The following is a 23,927-nucleotide window of genomic DNA, read 5'->3' as shown; positions in this document are numbered from 1 at the left end:
CTTACTTCGCCGAGAACGTCGGGGAAACCAGCTTCGGCCAGTTCGAGCCCAGTTCGGCAGAGACCGCCTCCACCAGCTCGGTGTCGTCCATCTTGGCGACGGCGGCCGGGCTCGTCTTACCCAGACGCTCCAGCAGATCGCGCGCGTTATCGGCAAGCACCGAGGTGATTTCCTCGCTAAAGGCATCCAGAGCAGCAGAATCGACGACGCCGCCACCGGCCGCTCCGCCAGCGCTCGGCTTAGCAACCGCCACGCCCTTGATCGCGCCCACGCGCTCCACGGCCGCATCCACGAGTGCGTCCACCTCAGCCACAGAGGTCGGAGCAGTCGGCAAACCAGCCAGCTCAGAACCGCGGGCAGACTTACCTTCACGGGTCTCCAGCAGGATGACCGCCGTCGTCCACGCGATCCAGCCCTCGCCCAGAGCCCAGGTTCCGGACACGCGCTCGCGAATGTGATCAAGGCGAAGGCCGGCCGCTCCGAACAGCTTGCGGATACGATCTGCCACGGCTTCGGAGAGCACCGGGCCGAACGGCTTGTAGTTGTGTGCGAGCTTGTTGACAGTCTTCGACAGTTCGGCGACCGACGCTTCAGCAGCGCCGTCGATAGACGACAGGTTGAGCTCGGAGCTCATGTCCATGAGCACCTGGTTGCGCTTGGACGACACGCCGTTGGTTAAGGTCTCGACGTTGTCGGCGTCCCCGATGTCATCGAGCGTCAGCTTGTTGGACTCGGCCAGTAGCACGCGGATCGCGTCCGCGGCATCGAACGTAATATCGGCAACCGGGCCGGACGCCGCTGGGGCAGCCGGAGCTGCCGGTGCCGCAGGCTCGGGCGCCGGCGCTGGAGCAGCTTCCGCAGCTGGAGTCTGCTCGGCCGGAGCCGGCTGTGCAGCGGCTGCTTCTGCCGACGCATCTGCCGGTGCCTCGTCGTCCACAGGCAGCTGCGCGCTCGCCTGATCTTGGTGGTAGACGATCTTCTCGTCACGCTGAACGTTGTAAACGTTGACGCGCCGGGCCGCGAACTGCGGCTGAGCCAACGTCTTTGCTGCAAGGTTCGCGAGCGTGGGAGCCGCACCCAAACCAATCTCAACGAGCGTCTCCACGCAGGCTCCGCCGTCGGCGGTTGCGCGGAACAGGAAGTCCTGGGTTTCAATCCAGCGCACCGGCGAGGCGAACTGCCAGGCCAGAAGCTCGATCAGCAGGGCGCGCGTCACCTTGCCAGCGTTCGCGTCCACGTCGATCTCGTTCCACCGCGAGCGCAGGTCGGCCACCGTCTCGGATGGCACGACCTCGAGGATGGAATCCAGGAAGTCCGTGGTCAGCTCGAACGGGCGTGCCACCAGGTTCGGGATGTAGCGGCCCACGAGGATCTGCGGATCGATCTCTTCCGGTAGCAAGCTTTCGAGTAGCTCGCGGAAGTCGGGTACGCCGCCGCGCAGAACCGTCGAGTGGAACGGCACGTCAATGCCGGGAACCAGCATGAACGGGCTCTTACCGCCGGCAGCCTTGGCACGTGCCGCCGAATCGGCCGCGAGCGCCTCAATGCCTGCCACCGTGCCAGCAATCGAATACTGTTCGCCGGCCAGGTTGTAGTTGACGATCTCGATAAACTCACCGGATGCTTCAGCAACCGAAGCAACGTAGTCGGCTACCTCGTCGTCGCCCACCCCGAACTGGTTCGGGCGCAGCGCACCCATCTGGTAGTTCGAACGCCCCTCAGCATCGCGTGGCACAAGGTTGTGCATCGTCGAACCGCGGTGGAACACGATCTCGATCACGGTCTCGAGCGGGAAGATCTGCCCGTAAGCCGACAGCGCGTTGTATTCACCAAGCGAATGGCCAGCCAAGTACGAGCCTTCCACCAGAGCGCCAGCTTCACGCAGGCGTTCAGTCTGTGCAAAGGCCACGGTAGCCAGTGCCACCTGGGTGAACTGGGTCAGGTTGAGCACGCCCTGCGGATGGCGGTACGTAACTCCCTTAGCCGTGAGTTCTTGCGGGTTATCCCGCACGATGGCAAGGATCGAGAAGTCGAGTGCCTTGCGGGTGTGCGCGTCGGCGCGTTCCCACACCTCGCGTGCGGCAGGCGAGACTCCACGTTCGGACAGGGCCATGCCCTGAGCCTGCACGCCCTGACCCGGGTACACGTAGGCCGTCTTCGCCGGGGTCACTGTGGCAGTCGCCTGCGAGACGACGTTCTTGTTTACCCGGCAGTTGACCTCAAGGATGAGGCCGCCACCGGCAACAGAACCGATGCGTTCGACCGAGATGTCCACCTCGTCGTTCAGATCCACCGTGCCGTACATGCGGTACGTCCAGCCTTGGATGTGCCAACGGTGGCCGTCCTCATCCGTGGCAGACACGGCGTGTTGCGCAGCTGCACACAGCCACATGCCGTGCACGAGCGGAGCGTGCATACCCGCCACCTTGGCGGCGCGGTAAGACGTGTGGATCGGGTTGTAGTCGCCCGAGACCATCGCGAACGGAGTCATGTCTGACGGCGCGGTCACCTGCACTCGGCGCAGCACCGAGCGCGGGGTATCGCGGATTTCTTGTTCGATACCACCCGCGTACGGAGGATCAGCCGGCAGTTCCTTGCCGAACACGCGCCCGCGGATCGCGAAGCGCTCAATGAACGAGCCGACGAACTGCCCCTCGTGGGTCAGCTCGGTTTCCACGACGACGACGCGCCCGGAGCTCGACTCAGAATAAGACGTACACCGCGAGCGAGCATCGAGGTGATCGAGGCCTGCCAACCTATCGGTGTCCAGGTTTTCGGTGTGATCGAGGTGAACAGCGTTCAGCAGACCTTCGATCACCGGGTAGTCGTCCACGATCGCCGAGCCGAGTGCCGCGTAGATCGCCGGCCAGCACATGCCAAGCACGGCCGAGGGCACGATCGGAGCAAGCTTGAGCGATGACGGCAAGGAATCGGCCGACACTCCCGCGTGCAAGGTGCCCAGTTCGGGGCGCAACGAGAAGCGGTAGTGCGCTTCACCGAATTCGGAATCCGGCGAATCCGGGTGAATCTTCGGCAGTTCGGTGATGTGGTCGCCCATCGGGTTCGGGGCGCCCACGCCCGCCGTCGCCGCGAGCAGGCCGTACATCGCTTCCGGCAGCCGCTCGTCGTCGACAACCGGCACCGCGCCCGTCGTCGCACCCTCCGGGATGAGGAGCGGAACGCGCAGCTCGCGCACAGCATGCTGGTTTGCGTCAGTGCCGTCCCACATCGTGTCAAGATTGACGACGATGTCGTAGCCCTTGTCCGTCTTGACCAGATCGTAGTCGTCGACGACGGTGGCCGGGTTCGTCATGAGATGGCCGTGCCACTGAATGTGCGGGCTGGTGCGGATGTAGTCCTCCACCGAATTACAAGCGCGCGAGTAGCGCTCGCCGATCTCGGCCGCGCCTGCCCCGCCCAGCGCGGTGATCGTGGCGTCTTCGTAGCGGGCGAGAATATCTGCCACCGGCTCGTTGACTTTGGTAATGCCTGCCACGGAGACCGGGCCGGGGATAATACGCACCTGGTCGGCCGTGTAGCGCGGATCGTGCGACTGCCACAGACCATCGGTACCCCACGAGCGCAGCAGCGAGCCGTCGATCGTCGGAACGAACGGCACCGGCTTGGCATACTTGCGGCACAGATCCACGAACCACGCCGAATCGAAAGTGGTGAGGTTGATCTGCTCTGCCTGCGGGTAAGCCGCAAGCAACTGGTCGATCACAGCCTGCGGCTCTTCCACCGACGCGGTATCAGGGAACATCGAGACGATCTCGCCGCTCTCCACCGGCGCCAGGCGAGCCTCAACGCGCTGAGCCAGTTCGTGGAAACGCTGAATCCACGAAATGTCATTCCACGGGTGGCACAGCTCAACATAGCGGCGCAGCACGTCCGCGTACGTCATCTTCTCCAGATCACCGAAGTACGGCTTGGCCGTCTTGTTGATCGTCTCAATGATCTCGTCGCGGCGCTCTTCGAGCGCCTCCGGATCGTTATGCACCTCGATGATGAGGCGAGCTGCCTGAGAGGCCGAGTTTTCGATCTCGTACATGTCAGCGAGCAGGTGCGACAGGCCCGAGGTCACTCCCCCGTTGACTTCACCTTGGCCAACCCAGCCGGCGTTATCTTCCGGAGCCACGCCCGGCGTGTCAACGAGGAGCTGCTTGACGTCGTCGTTCGTCTTAGCTTCCTTCGCCGTCATCGCAGCCGTGCCGATCATGATCGCGTCCACCGGCATCTTGACGTTGCTGTGCGCGAGCGCCCACTCACCCGTCAAGAACGCTGCGGCGCGTTCGGGCACGCCCAGGCCGCCGCCGGCCACGAGGATCGTGTTCGGTTCGCGGCGAATATCTTCATAGGTGGCTAGCAGCAGCTGGTCGAGGTCCTCCCACGAATGGTGGCCGCCCGCATGGCCGTCTTCGACCATGATCAACACGGGAACGTCGTCGTCCACGCCGCGAGCGATGTCGAGCACTTGGCGGATCTGCTCCACCGTGCCCGGCTTGAAGGCCACGTAGGTGAAGCCCTTCGCACGCAACTCGGTGACGAGCTCGATGCCTTCTTCCAGTTCCGGAATACCGGCGGACACGACGACGCCGTCAAACGGCGCGCCCGATTCGCGGTCCCGCGTCACAATGTGCTGGGTGCCGAACTGGAGGTTCCACAGGTAGCGATCCATGTACATGGCGTTGAACTGGGCGGTACGGCCCGGCTCAAGCTGGTCAACCAGCCCGGCCAGGTTATTTTCGAAGACCTGCTCGGTCACCTGACCGCCACCGGCCATTTCTACCCAGTAGCCGGCGTTCGCGGCGGCTGCCACGATGTCGGGCTCCACGGTGGTTGGCGTCATTCCCGCAAGCAGGACTGGCGCGCGGCCAGTGAGACGGGTGAACTTCGTGTCGACGACGAGCTGGCCGTCATCCAGGCGAGCCAGCTTCGGTGCGAACTGCGACCAGTCTTCGCCCGGCGTCCAGTTATTGCCTGGGATCATGATCTGATCGCGCGCGTTCGAGCTCGCTGCGTTGACGTAGCCGATGCCCATACCGCGAATGTTTTCCTCAGTGATGCGGCTCAGCCCTGCGCCCGGGCCAAGGTCGATGACCCACTGCGCTCCGGCCATAGCATCTGCGAACACCGCATTCCAGTCCAGCGGCTCGGTGAGGACGGCAGCCGCGAGCGCATCGACGTCGTAGTCGCCGCCGAAATCGCACTGCGCCACCCAGTCGTGTACCTGAGCGAGAGCCGGGGCGAGCAGCGGGGAATGGAACGGGGCGGACACGTCAAGGAAGTCGGTGATCGGCTGGATTGCGGCTCCGCCGATCGTCTTATCCTCGCGCGCCTTTTCTTCAGCTGCCGCCAGGTCGGCCAAGTCGCGGCGCACCGCGTCGAGTTCGGCGGGAATGCCGGAAATCGTGAACGACGTGCGCGTGTTGCGGATCGCAAGGGACACGCCGTTGTGGCGCTCCACGATCTTTGCCAGGGCTTCCTGAGAGATCCCGCGCACGGCCATCATCGGGGTGAGCTCACCGTGGCGGGCTGCCCCCTCAGCGCGGGTGACCTTGGTGGCCGCCGCGCCAATCAGGCGAGCCAGAGCGAAAACGCGGGCCGCGTGTTCGGCGTCATCGACCTTCTGCGCAAGTGCAACGCCAAGCACGCCTTGCGAATAGCCGATCGTCTGCTGCGGTTTTGCCATCACCTGGAAGTCGAGCAACGCGCCGTATTGGGCGAGCAAGATTCCCGGCACGGAGGCGAACGCGTCAGTGGACGGGTTGCCAAATAGGTCGAGCTTACCCGCGCTAATCCGCGTGATCTCCGGCAACACCGGAGCAAGCAGCTCATCGGAACGCGCGATCGCGGCCTCCAGCGTGGAACGCAACGCGCTATCTTCAGCCAGATCCTTCAAGGCTGTACGCCACGGGGTGGCCTGACCGCCAAACTGCAGCACGTAGGGCGTGCCATCTTCAAGTTTACGAGCAAGTGTCATGAAATTTTCTCCTAGTGAGTTGGTTTGGCGGGCGCTACATCGGCATGTTGCCGTGGCGTGAAGGCCCGTGGTATCGAACGTTCTTGGTTTGGAGCGCCTCAAGTGAGGCAGCGATGGTGGCGCGGGTGTCGGCCGGTGCGATAATGCCGTCGAGCTCTCCGCGAGCCACCGAAAGATAAGGATTGACGTTTTTGCGTGTGTACTCATCGGACAGCTCGGCACGCACCTGCGCCTCGTTGCCCTCCTCGCGGGCCTTGGCCAGTTCGCGGCGATGAATAATTGACACCGCGCCGTCGGCACCGAGCACAGCGATCTCTGCGCCCGGCCAGGCGTAGACGAGATCCCCGCCCAGCGACTTCGAACCCATGACGATGTAGGCACCGCCGTAGGCCTTGCGCAAAATGACGGTGATGAGCGGCACCGACGCCGTGGCATACGCCCAAATCAGCTTCGCGCCGCGGCGAATAATGCCGGCCTGCTCCTGCTGGGTACCCGGGCGGTATCCCGGCACGTCCACGAGCGTGACGACCGGAATGAAGAACGCGTCGCAGAACTGCACGAAACGCGCCGCCTTTTCGGAGGCGTCCACATCGAGCGTTCCGGCGTCGACCATCGGCTGGTTCGCCACGATCCCCACCGAACGGCCTTCGATGCAGGCAAAGCCCACCACAATATTGCGTGCGAAATACTCTTGGATTTGCACGAACTCGCCGTAATCGACGATCCCGGAGATCACGTCCACGATGTCATAGGGCACCTTCGTCTCGTCCGGCACGAGCGCACCCAGGTCCACCGGCGCTTCTTCGCCCATGTAGTCATAGCTCGGCACTGGATCATCTGCCGAGGAGGGCAGATAGGTCAGGAGCGTACGCGTGTAATCGAGCGCGTCTTCCTCATCTTCTGCCAGGTAGTGCGCCACGCCCGACTGGAAGTTGTGCACCTGCGCGCCACCCAGATCTGCGAACGAGACGTCCTCGCCCGTCGTCGCACGCACCACGTCCGGGCCCGTAACGAACATGTGCGAATTGTCCTTCGTCATGATGATGAAATCCGTGAGCGCCGGCGAATACACCGCGCCGCCCGCACACGGGCCCAGGATCAGCGAAATCTGCGGGATAACCCCCGAGGCCTGGCACGTCTTCTTAAAAATCCGGCCATACTGGCCAAGCGCCACCACGCCCTCCTGAATCCGGGCGCCGCCCGAATCCATAATCCCGATCACCGGGATGCGCAACATGAGCGCCTTATCAATCGTGGAAATGATCTTGTCGCCCTCAGCCTCACCGAGCGTTCCGCCCTGAACCGAGAAATCCTGCGCGTAGATCGCTACTTGGCGGCCGTCGATCTGGCCGAGCCCGCACGTGACCGCAGCACCCTGGAAGCCCTCAGCCACGTTCCCGCCCACGAACTGACCAATCTCCGTGAACGAGCCCGGATCAAGCAGTTCGTTAATGCGCTCGCGCGCCGTCATCTTGCCCTTGGCATGCTGGCGATCCTTCGCCTTCGCCTCCGCCTTGTCGGTCAGCGCATTTTGGTAAGTGATGAACCGGTCGCGGTCCACCTCGCGCGACGAGGTGTCAATCGTGAGCGCCTCGTCCGTGGGCGTCAAACTAAAATCCGACCTCATGAGTTGTCCTTTCCAGCTTCCGCGATCGTCAGTAGCGCGTCTCCCGCGGCCACGTTCGCACCTTCGCTTGTGGTGATCGTGTCAACGACGCCGTCAACGGGCGCATACACGTAGCTCTCCATCTTCATGGACTCCAGCACGACGAGCAGATCGCCCTCGCGCACCTGCGCGCCCGGTTCCACAACCACGCGCACAACAATCGCTTGAATCGGCGAGCGCACGTCACCGTTCGCCTCGCTGGTTCCTGCTATCTGTTCGCGAGTGCGGTGTGCGCGGCGCAACGGTTGCGGACGCCGCGCGGGCGCAGCCTGCCCACTGGCAAACATTCCCTTTGGCACGCGCAACTGAGAAAGCTTGCCATCCACCTCGATCAGGAAAGTCTCCTGCTCCGGGGTGGGCGCGGTTGGCGCGCCCGTCGTAGTAGCAGGTGCCTGCCGGGTCACGGCCATCGCCGGATCCTGCGCGGCTACCTCCTGCCAGTTCGGCAAAAACACTTCTTCAAACCAGCGAGTGGAATAGTCCACGTTCGCAAAACGCTCGGTAGCAATCAGGTCGCGATACATTGGCACCGGCGTGGCAATACCCTCCATCGCGAGCTCGGCAAGCGCACGCACCGACCGCGCAATCGCGATCTCGCGGCTCGGACCAGTCACGATCACTTTGGCAAGCATCGAATCGAAAGCCGACGTGACGACGTCGCCCTGCGAGACTCCCGCCTCGATCCGCACCCCGTGCCCGAGCGGCCAATGCAGCTTCGTAATCGTGCCTTCGCTGGGCATCATGTCGTTACGCGGATCTTCGCAAGTGATGCGGAACTCGAAAGAATGGCCCACCGGTTCGGGCACCGGGGACATCTGCTCGCCGCTCGCGATCCGGATCTGTTCGCGCACCAGGTCAATGCCGCTGACTTCTTCGGAAACCGTGTGCTCCACCTGGAGGCGCGGGTTGACCTCAAGGAAGAAGACATCACCGTGCTCGCCCGGCGCCACAAGAAACTCGCACGTGCCAAGGCCCACGAAATCGGCACCCTCGAACAGTGCGCGCGACCAGTCGGTGAGTTTACGTTCCTGCTCCTCGCTCAGCCCCGGCGCGGGTGCCTCTTCGATGAGCTTTTGATTGCGGCGCTGAATCGAGCAGTCACGAGTGGAAACCACTGCGAAGTTGCCATGCGAATCGCGCATGCACTGGGTTTCCACATGGCGGGAATTTTCGAGGAACTTCTCGACGAACACGCCCTGCGGATTCGGGCCAGCTGCCGCAAAGAAATGATCCAGATCGCCGTCCGAGCGGATGATCGTGATGCCACGGCCGCCACCGCCGTCGGCCTTCTTCGTGACGATCGGGTAACCCCACTGGGCAATAAACTCTTCGACTTCGGCGCGGCTTGTGATCGCCTCGGAGATGCCCGGCACGGGTGCAACGCCCGCGGCCTGGGCAAGCTGGCGTGCCGAAATCTTATCGCCAAGCGCGCGCAGCGTATGCGGGGACGGGCCAATCCACGTCAGTCCCGCGTCCGCAACAGCTTGTGCGAACTCTGGGCTTTCCGACAGGAAACCATATCCGGGATGGATTGCCGTCGCCTCCGTCTGCTTCGCCAGCGCAATGAGCTTGTCGCCGTTCATATACGTATCGGCATAGCTCGTGCCACCCAGTGCGTAAGCTTCGTCAGCGAAGCGGGTGAACGGGGTGCCAAAATCAGAATCCGCATAGCCAACAACGGCTGGGATTCCCATGTCTTTCGCCGTTCGGATCACGCGCATGGCGATCTCCGAACGATTAGCAATCAGAATTTTCACGGTTGGTCGTCCTTTTTGTTAGTGGTGGCTTGTGTGAGTACGTGTGCAGCTTTGGCAGCTGGCGCGGCTGGGTGCGTGTCGTCGTCGGCAAACATCGCAACATCGCCCGGTGAGATACGAGCGGGGGTTTCGCCTTCGAGCAGGAGGTCCGCCTCAGGCGTGAGACCTGTGAGGATGCCGGTGTGCCCGGCCACGGTCATCTCGGCGCCCTTGCCATAAAGATGTTCGTTAATTTCGGCAATGACGGGGGCGCGGTTTCCAGCTGTGGCAAAGGCGCTGACGCGTTCATCGAGTTCGGTGAGGTAACAATCGAGGAGCGCGTCAATCACAGATTGGGGTGCGGATTGGGCTTCGGCGGCAGCCAGCATCGTGTTCTCCGTGCTGGCGTTAGTCACGAGTGCGAGCGACGTACCGCCCGCAGGCAGTACGCCTTGTTGTTGGTAGATATTTACGCCGACCCCAACCACTGCACATAGTTCCCCGCGCTCGCTAGTGTGCTCTGGCAAGAACTCGCCGAGCACCCCCGCAATCTTGCCGGGTGCTCCGCCCGTGCTGATCACGAGGTCATTCGGGAACTTGACCTCGATACTAAAGCCGGTAAGTTTCGCGAGCGCGGCGCGCATTGCCGCAGCGCTGATCAAAGTAAGGAATCCGATTCGATCACGCATAAGTGGCGTATCGGGAAGGGTGAGGAAAGTTGAGGCTAGAAGCGACTGGCGTGCTGGTGATTCCCATATTCGGCCAAGGCGCCCGCGCCCCGCTGTTTGGCGATCGGCAACCACGGTGGTCAGATGCGCGGCGTCGGTGAGTGCGCGCACGGCATCCTGGGTAGAGGTGGTGGTCTCTACCCGGTGAACGGTGTAGCGCGCGTGTTTCGCACAGCTATCGGCAAGTGGTTTAGCCATGCGGTTACCCTAACGTAAGTTACGCTACGGTAGGGTAACTTCCCGCGTGTCGCGAGCCCCGACGCCCACTTTGGCCAGTTTTCACGCCGAAAACCGGCCCCTGTGAGGTTTATAACGGTTCCGTAACTTTAGGGCTCGGCGCCTCGAAAGAGACGCCGAGCCCTGCCGCATGAGCTTCTAGGCTCACTTCATGTGTTTACGGCACGCACACGGCGCGCCCGTCGATCTTGCCCTCATGCAACATCCGGTATGCCATGGGCGCCAGCTCGAGTGGGAACGGGGTGGTGCGAATCTCCAGCGGTTCGCGCTTGGCCATCTCCACGAGCTCCATGAGCTCAAGGCGTGTGCCCCACAACGAGTTGGAAAGCTCCATCTCCCACGGCACGATTCCGAAGCCGACCTTGGCATGCCCTGAACCAGCTCCTGCGAACACGACCGCAGATTGGATGCCACCACAGGCCACTGCAAGATCGGGCGTTGGTCCGTTGGCGACAAAGTCGAGAACGAGATCCGCGCCGCGCCCGCTGGACAATTCGAGAACTTTCTTCGCAGCGGCAGGCTCCGAGACGAGGGCGTGGTGAGCACCCACTTCCTTTGCGAACTGCAGCTTTGGCCCCTTGAGGTCAAGCGCGATCCCCTGTGCGTCGGACATGCGGCGCAGCAACTGGATCGCCACGTGACCAAGACCGCCGGCGCCGATCACCACGGCAGTCGATCCGGCGCGAAGCTTGTGCCGGAAACGCTTAATGATCGAGTACGGGGTAAGGCCGGCGTCGTTGAGCGGAGCCATCTTGATCGGGTCAAGATCTTCGATCGGCACGATGTGTTGCACCGAATCCACAGCCATATATTCAGCCATACCGCCCGGCTCGGCGAAGCCCGGCGAGGTCATGCCGCGGCGGCACAGGTTCTCATTTCCGCGTGCACATAAATCACACACACCACAGCCCCAGCAGCCGTAGACGAGTACGCGGTCGCCAACCTCGACGCCCTTCGTGCCCTCCCCCAGTTCCACAATCTCACCGGCGGACTCGTGGCCGAGAGTCATCGGCAACTCGTAACCGTAAGCTTCACGGAAGGTCTTTTCATCAAGGCTCATCACGAACTCGTCCGAATGACACAAGCCGGATGCGAGGACCTTGATGACCATGCCACCTGGCGGCGGAGTTGGGTCTTCCACGTCTACGTACTCCGGCGGTTTTCCAATCTCTCGATACTGAACTGCCTTCATGATTCTCCCTTCTAGCTATTGGTTCGCGCATCTTTGCTACGAGCCGGAGCAGCAGACCTCGTTGTCTCCTGCGACTCCTTTTACATCGTAGCTCTAAATCCGCGCGTTCGAGGGCGTTTTACCAGCAGACTCCCGTCTTTATAATGATTCTAAAAAGCGTTGCCGCGCTCGCTATTCCAGGCACTATTGCTGTAGTAGCAAACTTATTGCAGTGTGGCAGAAGACGTGCCGGCGCGAAAAGATAGCAGAGGCGGGGCAGAGGATATCCCCTCTGCCCCGCCTAGGATAGCTTGCAGCGAGTTACTGAGAACTCGGCCGCACGCGATTTACTTAAACAGACCGCGCTTACTTGATCAGGCCGAGTGCGCGAACCGCGTCGAGTTCTTCCTGCGCCGCCTTGATGTTGCGATCGATACCCACCTGGGTGGCCTCGGAAATCTCCAGACCTTCAACAACCTTCCACTCGCCGCCCTCGGCGATGGCCGGGAAGCCGAAGATGAGGCCTTCCGGTACGCCGTAGTGCGAGCCGTCAGAGTAGATGCCAGGCGTGGTCCAGTCACCTTCCGGCGTGCCATTCACCCAGTCAAACACGTGATCGATCGCGGCCGAAGCGGCTGACGCTGCCGACGAGGCTCCACGCGCTTCAATGATCGCCGCACCGCGCTTGGCAACGGTGGGTACGAAGTACTCGTTCACCCACGCGTCATCAACAAGGTCGGTTGCTGGCTTACCGTTGACGGTGGCCCACGAGATGTCCGGGTGCTGGTCAGCAGAGTGGTTGCCCCACACTGTCATCTTCTTGATGTCAGCAACGCGCGAGCCCGTCTTCTCAGCGAGCTGCGAGATTGCGCGGTTGTGGTCGAGGCGCATCATCGCGGTGAAGCGGTCGCGTGGCACGTCTGGCGCGTTCTGCATCGCGATCACGGCGTTCGTGTTGGCAGGGTTGCCGACGACGAGCACGCGAATGTCCTCAGCCGCGTGGTCGTTGATGGCCTTGCCTTGCGGGCCGAAAATACCACCATTTGCTTCGAGGAGATCGGCGCGCTCCATGCCCTTCGTGCGCGGGCGAGCCCCAACAAGCAGGCCCACCGAGGAGCCGTCGAAAGCCTTGTTGGCGTCGTCGTAAATGTTGACGGACTCAAGAAGCGGGAATGCCGAATCGTTGAGCTCCATCGCGGTGCCCTCGGCTGCCTTGAGCCCTTGCGGGATCTCAAGCAGGTTCAGACGTACAGGAACGTCATTTCCTAAAAGCGCACCTGACGCGATGCGGAATAGTAGCGCGTAACCGATGTTGCCCGCCGCACCCGTGACGGTAACGGTAACTGGAGACTTGGCCATGGATCTAAACTCCTTCGTTGGTCTTCACGCGCCGTTGCGCGCACGGTAGCAGTCTACTGGGATAGTCCGCTGCTTGTTCGCCTTTGGAACCGAAAGCGAACAAGCTTGCAGCGGACAGTATCTAAGCGGCGACATGCGCCGGCCCAGTTGGTCTAGTCGACCTTGCGTACCGCACCATACGACGCCGACGTGGCCATGGACGCATATGCGCGCAGGGCCTTCGACACCGTACGGTCACGCTTGGGGTACCAGGGAGCCGGACCCTTGGCAGCACGCCGGGCGTCCAGTTCCTCGTCGGACACATCGAGGTGCAGCTTGCGCTCGGGCACGTCGATGACGATGCGGTCGCCTTCTTCAATCAGGCCGATCGCACCGCCCGAGGCCGCTTCCGGCGAAATATGGCCGATCGACAGGCCCGAGGTACCACCCGAAAAACGCCCGTCTGTAATCAGCGCACACACCTTGCCCAGCCCAAGGCCCTTCAGGTAGGACGTCGGGTAAAGCATTTCTTGCATTCCCGGGCCGCCCTTGGGGCCTTCATAGCGGATGACGACGACGTCGCCAGGCACCACGGACTTCGACAAGATGAGCTCGATCGCCGCATCTTGGGATTCCACCACGCGGGCCCTGCCTTCAAAGTGGAACAGGTCTTCTTCAATGCCGGCCGTCTTGATGACGCATCCGTCTTCTGCGATGTTGCCATAGAGGACGCACAGGCCGCCGTCTTCGGTGTAGGCGTGCTCAACGCTGCGGATACAGCCGTCCACCGGATCGAGGTCGTGGGATTCGTAGCGTTTGTCTTGCGAGAACGCCACGGTGGTCCGCACGCCGCCAGGTGCGACGGCGAACAGATCCTTCGCCTCGTCGGTTGCCTTTCCGCTACGGATGTCCCAATCGTCCAGCCATTCCTCGAGTGAATCGGAGTGGATAGATCGGACGTCCTTTTCGAGCAGGCCGCCACGGTACAGTTCACCCAAGATCGCAGGGATTCCGCCGGCGCGGTGGAAGTCTTCCATGTGGTAGATGACCGAGTTCGGAGCGACCTTTGACAGGTTCGGGGTCTTCCGGGACAGCGCGTCGATGTCAGAAATGTCGAAATCGATCTCGCCTTCCTGGGCAGCCGCCAGAATATGCAGAACCGTGTTGGTTGACCCGCCCATGGCGATATCCATCGTCATCGCGTTTAAGAACGCGTTCCGGTTGGCGATGTTGCGCGGGAGAACCGATTCGTCGTCGTTATCGTAGTAGCGCTTGGCGAGGTCAACGATCATGTGCCCAGCCTCGATGAACAGCTGTTTGCGCCGCAGGGCCGTGGCCACGGTCGAGCCGTTGCCTGGCAGCGACAGGCCAAGAGCCTCGGTCAAGCAGTTCATCGAATTGGCGGTAAACATGCCCGAGCACGATCCACACGTGGGGCATGCCGCCTCTTCGATGGCGAGCAGCTGGGCGTCGGACACGTTCTCGTTGACCGATTCCGTCATCGCGTCGATGAGGTTCGTGTTGTGGTCCACCACGCCCTCAACCGCCTTACCGGATTCCATCGGTCCGCCAGAGACGAACACCACCGGAATATTCAGCCGCAGCGATGCCATGAGCATGCCGGGCGTAATCTTGTCACAGTTCGAAATACACACGAGCGCGTCGGCACGGTGGGCTTCCACCATGTACTCGACCGAGTCGGCAATAATTTCGCGCGAGGGCAGCGAGTAGAGCATGCCGTCGTGACCCATCGCGATCCCGTCGTCGACTGCGATCGTATTAAATTCTTTGCCGACGCCGCCGGCATCCTCAATCGCTTTAATGACGAGCTGGCCCATGTCTTTTAAGTGCACGTGGCCGGGCACGAACTGGGTAAACGAGTTAGCCACCGCAATAATCGGCTTCCCGAAATCCTCAGTTTTCATGCCAGTTGCGCGCCAGAGTGCGCGCGCCCCGGCCATGTTCCGGCCCTGGGTTGATGTTGCTGAACGAAGTTGAGGCATATCTTTCCTTCATACGTAAATGTGTTCGTTCAAGTCTACTCATCTGTTCCGGTGTTGGGCTGTGAGGTTCATCCTGTGAGCGTGGCCGCTTCAAGCTGGGCTTTTATTTCCCGCCGGGGGCGGTTTTTGCGGGTTGTCGCCGTGCGATCCAGGCGTGTACTTGGTAGGGAAGCCCGACGACGCCGTCGCCCGGCACCTTTAAATGTTCGGCGAGATACCAGGTGAGGTTTTTACGCATGCGAGCTCGCCCGGCGTCGTTGTTATTGATCCACGATGATCGGGTGGTGCCAAGGGCGTAAATCTGCTCGGGGCTCAGCTGGTCGATCCATACGGTGCGAAGCAGTTCGGGCTGGGTGAATGGGCGTTCCATGTGGCCGTGATGGCCGGGAATGCGCAGGTCGGGTGGGCGATCGGCGCGGTGGACGTCGCCAGAACGCATGATACGAGACAGGCGGTGCACCCACGCTTGGCGCACGTCTAACTGGTTGTAGAGTACTGCGACGAGCCCGCCTGGCCGGACCACGCGGGCGGCCTCTGCCGCGGCCGCCCGCTCATCAAGCCAATGCCACGACTGGCCATAGGTGAGCACGTCGACCGACTGATCTGCAACGGGCAACGATTCGCCGGGTGCCGCCAGCAGGCGCTCTGGTGGGAAGTCTGGAAGCGCCTTGGCAAAGGCGGCGCGCATGTCCGCCGCCGGTTCTACGGCCCACACGTGTGCCGAACGCTCAGCCAGTTGCGCGGTCAGCTTGCCGGTGCCTGCGCCGACGTCGAGCACCACCGAATCACGGTCAATGTTCAGAGAGTCGAGCACCGCCTCCGGGTAGTTTGGCCGCACGTCGATGTAGGCCTGCGCTGCAGCGCCTACCGAGGCGAACGGATTCGGCGTCATGCCCATCGCACCTCCCCTCCTGTTGACTATCGAGCGCAATCCTACCCGTAGACGCCGGTGGGGCCGGGAATACTCCCGGCCCCACCGTTACAGTTCGCCAGCGTACTCGACCAGCTCGCTAGCGCACTGTTTGATTCAGATCGCTCACGCCTGTGAGCCACCACGGCGGCGCGAGACCACAAGTAGCAGCCCGCCGATAGCCAGCAGAGCACTTGCCTCTGCCAGACCAGCTGCCGAACCGCCCGTGTTCGCCAAGACCGGCGAGTCCTTCGCCGAGGCTGCACGCGCCTTCTTCGGATCAGCCTTCTTCGGGTCAGCCTGAGCAGAACCAGCCTTCTTCGGATCAGCCTTGGCCGCTGCCACGACCGTTCCTGCCGGCTTGCCATCCGCAGCCGGCGCAACCTGCGCGCCCGGAGCCTGACCGCCCGGCAGCTCAATCACGTCCGGCACTGGCAACTTGTTCGGATCAAGGATGTTGCCCCTCGAGTCGAAGTACACCAGCTGCAGACCGCTTTCCATCGGGCGAGCCTCAACCCGTACGACGTCGTAAGCATCGTTGAGAATCGGGAACATGGCCACCGGCAGCATGCGCAGTACCGAATGTGGCAGTTCGCCAGAACGTAGCGGTTCGCCTTCGTAGCGCTTGAGCACGAGGTCAAGGTAGCCGTAGTTCTTACCGCCGTCGACGAGGTGCTTAACACCGTTCTCGTTCGTCACCCACATTTCAGGCACGTCGCGCTGAGCCATCCACACCGAATGCGTGTTAAACGCGAGCGGGATGTACGGCCCGTCCGGGTTGTTCGGATCCTTGATCATGCGCTCCCCGCGTAGCCCGTCCGACGCCACGCCCACATCCCAGTGATACGTGCCGATACCGTCGCCGTCCTCATCCACGTAGGAGGCTTGGAAGGTCTCGTCGTGCCCCGAGATCACGGCTGCCACATGGTACTTTTCCAGGAGCGGCTGCAAGTGACGCATTGGCGTGCCCGGCTGGGCATCCACGTGTTCGTGACCCATCGTCGTGCCGTGTACGCCGTTCGAGTAGGCCACGTGATGCCACTGCAGAATAATCACCTGACCAGCATCTCGCGCATCCTTGAGCTGCTCTTCAAGCCACTGGTATTGCGGGGTGCCCGGCATGAAGTTGGGCTGGTCCGGCTTTGTTGGATCAGCGCCTTCACCCCACCAGCCGGCTTCAACGGTCTTGGGGAAGTCTCGCTCGTACTGCTCGAACGTGAATCTGTTTTGGGTGTCCGTGCCGTACTGGTCGGGCGTCAACGTGGAATCGTCGCCGGTAATCCGCATCGCATCTGGCAGCGCATCGCCCGTCGTCTGGTCCGTGCCATTCGTCGAGTCCAAGGAGATCACCGTGATCGGCCCGTAATCCACCCGATGGTAGGCGTCCCGATGCTCCGGATTCGACGATCCGTGCGTATCAAAATGCCAGTTGTACTGGGCGCGAGCCCGGATCACAGGCGTGCAATCATCGGCCGAATTACAGTACCCGTACACCTCATGATTACCCAGCGACGTATTGACCGGAATCGAATCCAAAATCGCATTCTCGTCGCCCGCGAAGTAGCGGAACCACTCATCCCAGTGGGTCTGCCACGAGCCGCGCTCCACGATGTCACCCGCGATGATCAGCATGTCCGGGTTTGCCTGCTTGATCAGTTCGTTGTTGAACTTTTGCGCTTGGTCTTCGGTGAGCATGTAGCGAAGCTGCATTTCGCCGTCGCGCCTATTGTTGCCAAACTTGCGCACCCAGTCCGAATCGTTGGCATCCGGGCGCGGTTCCGAACCTTCAGCAAGCGGGCCTTTCACCCATTCACGGTAGGTGACACGCCCAACCTGATCGGTTTCCGTATCGGAGAACGCGATGAAGTGGATCGGCCGCGCAATCTCGGAGCCGATCGTTGGGAACGTCCGGAAATGCGACGTGTGCTCGTAGCCGTCTACCGTCACCGTGTAACGGTACTCAGCATCCGGCAGCAGATCCGCGATTCGCTGCGAGTACTTGTAGGCGTTCGCTGCTCGGATCCACGTGCCTTGCGGAACAGTCAACTGCGAACCACCCGTCACGGTACCCGGCTGGACCCGATCACCCTGCTTCAGCTCTGCTTCCTGATAGTTGGTCACTGGATTAGCGACGCCGTCAACCGCGAACGTCACACCTTCGGCTGGCAGCCCGGGGCCGGTCACTTTCACGGTGGCCTGCGTGCCCGTTTCGGAGAAGAAGTTGATCGTCATGCCATCCGACGACGGCTGCTGCAAGTACGGCAACACGCGGAATCCTGCCCGCGGGGCCGGCGGGACAGTCACACCATCAACCACCACCGGGTTCGGATTCGTCGACGACAGCGCCGGCGATTCCACCGATACCTTCGCGAGCACCTCAGGCTGAGCGGCCCGGGTCGAATACAGAGCTGGCCCGCCTTCTTCCGAAGCTTCACCGTCTGAGGCGTTTGGCTCTGCCGCGTTAGGCTCCGCTGCGTTTGGCTCGGCTGCGTTTGGCTCTGCCGAAGAGTTCGACGACGTCGTCTCCTCCCCTGCCGCATGAGCTTGCGCCGATGCTTCGACGCCAGCGGGTTGCGACGTCGCATCCTGCTGCGCTGCTTCGTCTTGTGCTGGCGCCGGGCTGTCCTGTGCAGGCACCGGGTTTTCAAGATCGGACTCCACACCGTCCAGACTTACAACGACGACGATCCCAGAATCAGCTGGGTCATTTGATGCCTGCCCATCATCTGCAGCGATCGCAGACGTAGGTGTAAACACTGCTGCCGCGGCAAGTGCGGCGACAGCCGTAGAAAATACTCGATAGCGAGACACTTTTCTCCCCTAAAACTCGAAACGGACGTGTGATACCACGTCTCTTTCGAGGCTACGGAGGGAAAGCAAACGCCAACTCCCTATCTTCAGACCGGCAGACGAATGTTGCGTAAACAGCTGGCACAGCACTCCGCTTCTCCCACGCCGGGGCAAAAGCTCTTGGTAGCATCGACACAGCATAGGAGCACAACGAGTAAGCCAGTAAAGGTAGGACAATGCGAGTTTTGCGCACACTAGCCAGATGTAGCGTGGCTGTTGCTGCGGCTTTTGCACTTGGAGGATGTGCAGATTCGCCAACACCACCCGAAGAAAGCGCCACCGATTCGTCAGATGCCCTGCCGTCAGAGCCCGAGCCGGCCACACCAGAAACATCAGATTCTCACACGCCGATGCCGCGCCCCGATGCTGGCACAGGGCTCGCCGCAGACGCACTATCAACAATCGACGACTTAGACTACGCGGCCTTCAACGTTGAGGTACGCTCCTCATTGCTCGGAGATCAGGATGCGCTCGCCTACTCGCTCGCCGCGAATTACGGCCAGGGCGACGAGGTCGAACTCGTGGCCGTCGATGGTCGGGAACCGAACCCGCACGATCCGTTGCCGTTGCTCCGCTCAGACATGCGACTACTCCTCGACAACACCGTGTTTACCAGCCCTGATAGCGCCGGATTAGCAAGCGGAACTGTTGCTGGCGGGCTAGAGATACCATCTGGTTCGCAGATCGCGACGCCCTGCGGGCAAGATGGCTCATGGCAGGTGGTGGCTGGTTCCGTTCAGTTCCACAGTGACCTCTCGGCCGTCAGATCAATTTCGTACTCGTTGGAAACTGACGATTTTGCACAGACCTCCTCGGCACCTGACGGCGTGTCTACATGTGAAGTGACGTGGACTGCTACTGCCGTGAATGGCCAGACGTTCAGCGATACGCCATAAACCACAGAAGTACCGCATGAAAAAAGGGGTGTGGCTCCGAAGAGCCACACCCCCGTATACGCCAGCCTTATTGGCGAGCAAGTTGTCTTTCCACGTTCCTAGCTGGGCTCAGTCTGAGTTAAGCCTGCTCCCACCTAGGTCCGCACTCACGGGCGCAGAGTGTTAGTCGCGCTTACGCGGGTTGTCCCGCACGAGCTTCTCAAACACGCCCAGGTACTTGGCAACGAAGTCACGGGTGTCATCGCTCTTGAAGCGCCCGTCATCGTCAAGCAGCGTGTTCGACTGACCAAGGAAAACTTCCGGCTGGCCGGTGATCGGCATCTCGAAGTAGCTCAGAGCCAGGCGCAGGTTCTTGTGCGCCGAGTAGCCACCCATGCGACCAACCGAGTGCGAGATGATTCCGGCCGGCAGGCCAACCCATGCCACGTCGCTGTTCGGCTTGGAACCGATGTCCACAGCGTTCTTGAGCACCGCCGGGATCGTGCGGTTGTTCTCCGAAGTCACGAAAAGCACGCCATCGGCGGCCTTCAACGTCTCGCGGAACTCGGTGTACTCCTCCGGCGTGGACACGTCAGTGTTGTCCGGGTCATCATAGTCAAAGTTGTAAAGTGGAAGATGACCAATCTCGACGATCTTGGCGTCGAAATCTTCCGGCATCAGCCGGATTGCTTCGTTGGCAATCTTACGAGCAAAGGAGCCGGTACGTAGGCTACCGACCAAAACAACAATTTTCTTCATGTCGAAACCTCCTCAGACTACTGTACATGAAGAAAAGGACCCGGCCAGTTATAGCGTGGCCGGGTCCTTTTCAGCTAAGCGCGTTACGAACGATCCGTGTCAGTCACGAGACGCCGTACGGCTTTGAAGCGATTAGTTCTCTTCGAACTTCTTCAGCACGTCGCGGTGAGCCTCCCAGATTTCCTCTGGCAGACCATCGAACTGCTCGAGGTGCTCCTCGCGGCGCTCCATCTCAGCCAGCCACTTCTTCTCATCGATGTAGAGCAGCTGATCGAGATCCTCCTGGGCGATGTCCATGCCCTCAAGGTTGAGCTCTTCCTGACGCGGCAGGATACCCACCGGGGTCTCCTGGCCTTCAGCGCGGCCTTCCTTGAGATCCATGAGCCACAGCAGTGCACGAAGGTTGTCGCGGTAGCCCGGCCAGATGTAGCGGCCGTCTTCGTCGCGCTGGAACCAGTTGACGTGAGCGAAGATCGGCGTTTCCTTCGCGGCGCCGATGATGCGCAGCCAGTGTGCAGCGTACTCGCCCTCCGGGTAGGCCATGAACGGACGCATCGACATCGGATCGTAGCGGAGCACGCCTTCCTTGCCTTCAGCAGCGAAGGTTGCTTCCGCACCGAGCGTGAGGCCGTCGTAAACGCCTTCCGGAATCGAACGGAGTGCGCGGATGAGCGGCTCGCGGTCGCGTGCACGACCACCGAAGATAATGGCGTCGATCGGCACGCCCTCGGGGCGCTCGAAGTCTTCAGCCACGTTCGGAACGTTCGCGAGCGTCGTCGTGAAGCGCGAGTTCGGGTGTGCCCAGGCGTCTTCCTTCGCACCGGAACGCTGGTTCTCCACCGGACGGTCCGCGATGCGGTTGCCCTTCCAGTCGATCCAGCCATCGACGTCGGCTGGCGGTTCAGGCGTGAGACCCTCCCACCAGACTTCCTGCGTCTTTTCGTTGTAGGCAACGTTGGTGAACAGAACCTTGGTGCCCGGAGCGATCGACTCCATGGCTGTCGGGTTCGTGACCTCGTTCGTGTCCTTAGCAACACCGAACGCACCGAACTCGGGGTTCATGCCGTAGAGCTTGCCATCTTCCGGGTTGACCCAGAGCCAGGCGATGTCGTCACCGTAGAAGTCAACCTGGTAGCGGTCACCAAGTGCATCCGGCGGAAGCATCATCGCAAGGTTGGTCTTGCCCGACGCCGACGGGAAGCCACCACAGATGTGGTAGCGGCGGCCGGTTTCCTTATCGGTAATACCGATGAGCATGAACTGCTCGGCGAGGAACTCCTTCGAGTCCCAGCCGTCGTAGCAGGCCTGACGCAGGCCGTGAGCAATCTTGCCCAGCAGCGCGTTACCACCGTAGGACGAACCAAAGTGGAGGATCGTGCGGCGGTCGGCGACGGTCGCGAACAGACGCTGGTCGTCGTCGGTACCCTGGCCGAGGTTCTCCAGATCGCCGGTCACGTGGACGGCGCGCACGAAGTGATCGGGCTCCTTGAGGTTGTTGACGTATTCAACGCCCACACGAGCCATGCGGATCATGTGGTGAACAACCGTGCGGGAATCGGTGAGCTCCACGCCCACTGCGTACTTCTCAAGCGGGTTGCCAACGGGCGACATGAGGTAAGGCAGGACGTACATGGTCTTGCCCTTGGACGCGCCGGTCATACGCTTGATCTGCACGTCCACGGTTTCTTGGGCGTCACGCCAGTTGTTGTAAACGCCCTTTTCCTTCGGATCCGACGTGGCGACGACGGTGCGCTCTTCGGAGCGTGCCGTGTCCTTCCAGTAGGAGCGCGAGTAGTACAGGCCGCCCTTAACAGGGAGAATTTCGCCTTCTTCAACGGACTCGGCGAGCAGACGGTCATCATCTGCCGCGTTGACTACCTCAATACGCTCAGGCTGGGTAATCTCGGCCCACTCTTTGACATATTCGCGGACGTGCGGGTTCGTAAGACCAGCCTCGTCCAGGATACCGTCGATATCCTTCATTGCTCCTTCTTTCTGCGTTTCACGCATTTGCGGTTTAATCTCGCAGTTATTATCATCTCCCGCCGCGCACTTTTGTTCAACTCAACTGACCCGCTTTTCCGCTGATTTAGCCCCGCGCGAATCATGGACGAAAGCCCCATCCGTCTTAAAGTTTGGACGGTATTCGAAACTCTCTTGATCTGAAGTTGACTTTTCAATTTCTATGTTGTGGAATGTTGCCCATGACGAACACGAAGCTGACCTCGACCGTTGCGACCGCCACCCGCGGCGCAATGATGTGTGCTTCCATGTTCTGTTTCCGAATGTGTGGCTAATTTTTCGCGCTTGAGCCCGGCTCGCGCACATAGCCGAATCGAAATTTTGTTTCCCGTTTACGGGATAACTGCACCCAAATCCTTTTCAGCCCGCAGGTGACGGGCACCTTCACAGGTGAATTGCACCTTTGTAGGTGAACTGTATCTACGGGCACCGATCTCTACATATTTCTACATTTCCATACTCAGAAAGGTATACCCATGCGTCGCAATTCCCGTCTTATTCACGGTTCCGGAAAATCTCCCGACCGCGGTATTGTTCCTGCTATTCAGCTATCGTCCACGTTCGCCCAGCCCACGGATGGCACGTTCGGCCCGCACGCCTACCAGCGCGGCTCGAATCCCACGCGCGCAGCGGCTGAGACCTTGCTCGCGGCTATCGAGGACGCCCGGCACGCGGCGGCATTCGCCACAGGTATGGCGGCGACGGCGTCGATCTTCTCGCTCGTCGACCCCGGCCAGCGGGTGCTGCTTTCGCGTAACCTCTACGGCGGAACGTACCGGTACGCCACCACCTACTTCCCCAAGTACGGGATCTCCTACGATTTCCTCGACGATCCCAACTCGCTGACCGCGGATGCGATCCCGGATGACACCGCGCTCATCTTCATTGAGACCCCCACGAATCCCGGGCTCGAGGTCATTGACATCGCGCGCGTCGCCGCCGCGGCAAAAGCTAAAGGAGTGCTGTTCGCCGTCGACAACACGTTCCTCACCGCACGTCTGCAGCGTCCGCTCGAACTGGGCGCGGACGTGTCCGTCTATTCGGCCACCAAGTATTTGGGTGGGCACGGCGATCTGCTCGCAGGTGCGGTTGTGACCAACGACGACGATCTGATCGAGCGCGTCCAGTTCCACCGCAACACGTACGGTTCGCCGCTTGCTCCCTTCGATTCCTACAGTCTGATTCGCGGGATTAAGACTCTCGATCTGCGTCTTGCGCGCCAGCAGGACAACACCTTGGCGGTTATTGATTTCCTGAGCAACCGGCCGGAGATCTCGCGGGTGAACTACGCCGGCTCGCGCTCGGCGCAGGAAGCCGAGATCCAGCGTAAGCAGGCTCGCGGCATCGGCGCAGTGCTCTCCTTTGAGCTTGCCCCCGACGTCGACCACGAGGCGTTCGTGTCAAACCTCGGCTTTATCGACTACGCGGTCTCCCTTGGCGGCGTGGAGTCCCTGATTTGCACGCCTGCCACGATGACCCACGAGTCGTTTACGGAAGCTGACCGCGCGAAAGCTGGAATCTCCGACACGCTCTTGCGTTTCGCCGTCGGGATTGAAGACATCGACGACATCATCGACACCCTGTCATCCGCTCTCGAGGCGGCAGCCCGTACCCGATAGCGCGCTGCCGACCAAGCACTTTAACAAGCA

The 23,927-nt window shown here is 61.4% G+C and carries 13 protein-coding genes; 2 read left to right on the top strand and 11 right to left on the bottom strand.

Annotation, left to right across the window (positions count from 1 at the left end):
• Position 1 precedes the first annotated feature (1 nt).
• The 9 genes from EL234_RS08080 to EL234_RS08040 all read right to left on the bottom strand — a co-directional run bounded on the left by EL234_RS08080 (position 2) and on the right by EL234_RS08040 (position 18,583).
• Positions 2–5,983, bottom strand: a complete 5,982-nt coding sequence (locus EL234_RS08080) for a fatty acid synthase subunit beta domain-containing protein (protein WP_322787196.1) — start codon at positions 5,981–5,983, stop codon at positions 2–4.
• Between the two features lie 34 nt (positions 5,984–6,017).
• Positions 6,018–7,610, bottom strand: coding sequence for an acyl-CoA carboxylase subunit beta (locus tag EL234_RS08075; RefSeq protein WP_126416969.1), 1,593 nt, complete (start codon positions 7,608–7,610; stop codon positions 6,018–6,020).
• Positions 7,607–9,406, bottom strand: coding sequence for an acetyl/propionyl/methylcrotonyl-CoA carboxylase subunit alpha (locus tag EL234_RS08070; RefSeq protein ID WP_277870826.1), 1,800 nt, complete (start codon positions 9,404–9,406; stop codon positions 7,607–7,609). The genes EL234_RS08075 and EL234_RS08070 overlap by 4 nt, the downstream gene beginning before the upstream one ends.
• Positions 9,403–10,311, bottom strand: a complete 909-nt coding sequence (locus EL234_RS08065) for a biotin--[acetyl-CoA-carboxylase] ligase (protein WP_126416968.1) — start codon at positions 10,309–10,311, stop codon at positions 9,403–9,405. Before EL234_RS08065 ends, EL234_RS08070 begins: the two co-directional genes overlap by 4 nt.
• Positions 10,312–10,507: 196 nt before the next feature.
• A complete protein-coding gene (locus EL234_RS08060) occupies positions 10,508–11,542 on the bottom strand; it encodes an NAD(P)-dependent alcohol dehydrogenase (RefSeq protein WP_126416967.1) in 1,035 nt (344 codons plus the stop codon).
• 345 nt (positions 11,543–11,887) lie between these two features.
• Complete coding sequence (locus EL234_RS08055) at positions 11,888–12,880, bottom strand: malate dehydrogenase (protein ID WP_126416966.1); 993 nt, start codon at positions 12,878–12,880, stop codon at positions 11,888–11,890.
• 152 nt (positions 12,881–13,032) lie between these two features.
• Positions 13,033–14,862, bottom strand: a complete 1,830-nt coding sequence (gene ilvD / locus EL234_RS08050) for a dihydroxy-acid dehydratase (protein ID WP_126416965.1) — start codon at positions 14,860–14,862, stop codon at positions 13,033–13,035.
• Between the two features lie 103 nt (positions 14,863–14,965).
• The gene (locus tag EL234_RS08045) at positions 14,966–15,754 is read right to left on the bottom strand and encodes a class I SAM-dependent methyltransferase (RefSeq protein ID WP_164712443.1); all 789 of its coding nucleotides are present in this window, start codon (positions 15,752–15,754) and stop codon (positions 14,966–14,968) included.
• 144 nt (positions 15,755–15,898) lie between these two features.
• The gene (locus tag EL234_RS08040) at positions 15,899–18,583 is read right to left on the bottom strand and encodes a metallophosphoesterase family protein (RefSeq protein WP_126416963.1); all 2,685 of its coding nucleotides are present in this window, start codon (positions 18,581–18,583) and stop codon (positions 15,899–15,901) included.
• A 215-nt stretch (positions 18,584–18,798) separates the two neighbouring features.
• Between EL234_RS08040 and EL234_RS08035 the strand changes: the two genes are divergently transcribed.
• On the top strand, positions 18,799–19,518 hold the full coding sequence (locus tag EL234_RS08035; protein WP_164712441.1) for a hypothetical protein: 720 nt from the start codon (positions 18,799–18,801) through the stop codon (positions 19,516–19,518).
• Between the two features lie 162 nt (positions 19,519–19,680).
• Here the strand turns inward: EL234_RS08035 and EL234_RS08030 are convergent, their stop codons facing one another.
• Both EL234_RS08030 and EL234_RS08025 read right to left on the bottom strand, forming a co-directional pair.
• The gene (locus EL234_RS08030; RefSeq protein WP_126416961.1) at positions 19,681–20,256 is read right to left on the bottom strand and encodes an NADPH-dependent FMN reductase; all 576 of its coding nucleotides are present in this window, start codon (positions 20,254–20,256) and stop codon (positions 19,681–19,683) included.
• 132 nt (positions 20,257–20,388) lie between these two features.
• Positions 20,389–22,239, bottom strand: a complete 1,851-nt coding sequence (locus EL234_RS08025; protein WP_126416960.1) for a phosphoenolpyruvate carboxykinase (GTP) — start codon at positions 22,237–22,239, stop codon at positions 20,389–20,391.
• A 515-nt stretch (positions 22,240–22,754) separates the two neighbouring features.
• Here EL234_RS08025 and EL234_RS08020 point away from each other — a divergent pair.
• Positions 22,755–23,897 (top strand): trans-sulfuration enzyme family protein, encoded by a 1,143-nt coding sequence (locus tag EL234_RS08020; protein ID WP_126416959.1) that lies wholly within the window; start codon positions 22,755–22,757, stop codon positions 23,895–23,897.
• Positions 23,898–23,927: the final 30 nt, after the last annotated feature.

Origin of the sequence: Trueperella bialowiezensis, from assembly GCF_900637955.1 — a bacterium.
Taxonomy (GTDB): domain Bacteria; phylum Actinomycetota; class Actinomycetes; order Actinomycetales; family Actinomycetaceae; genus Trueperella; species Trueperella bialowiezensis.
Note: the sequence above shows the minus strand (reverse complement) of the source record. Positions and strands in the feature narration are given on the sequence as shown.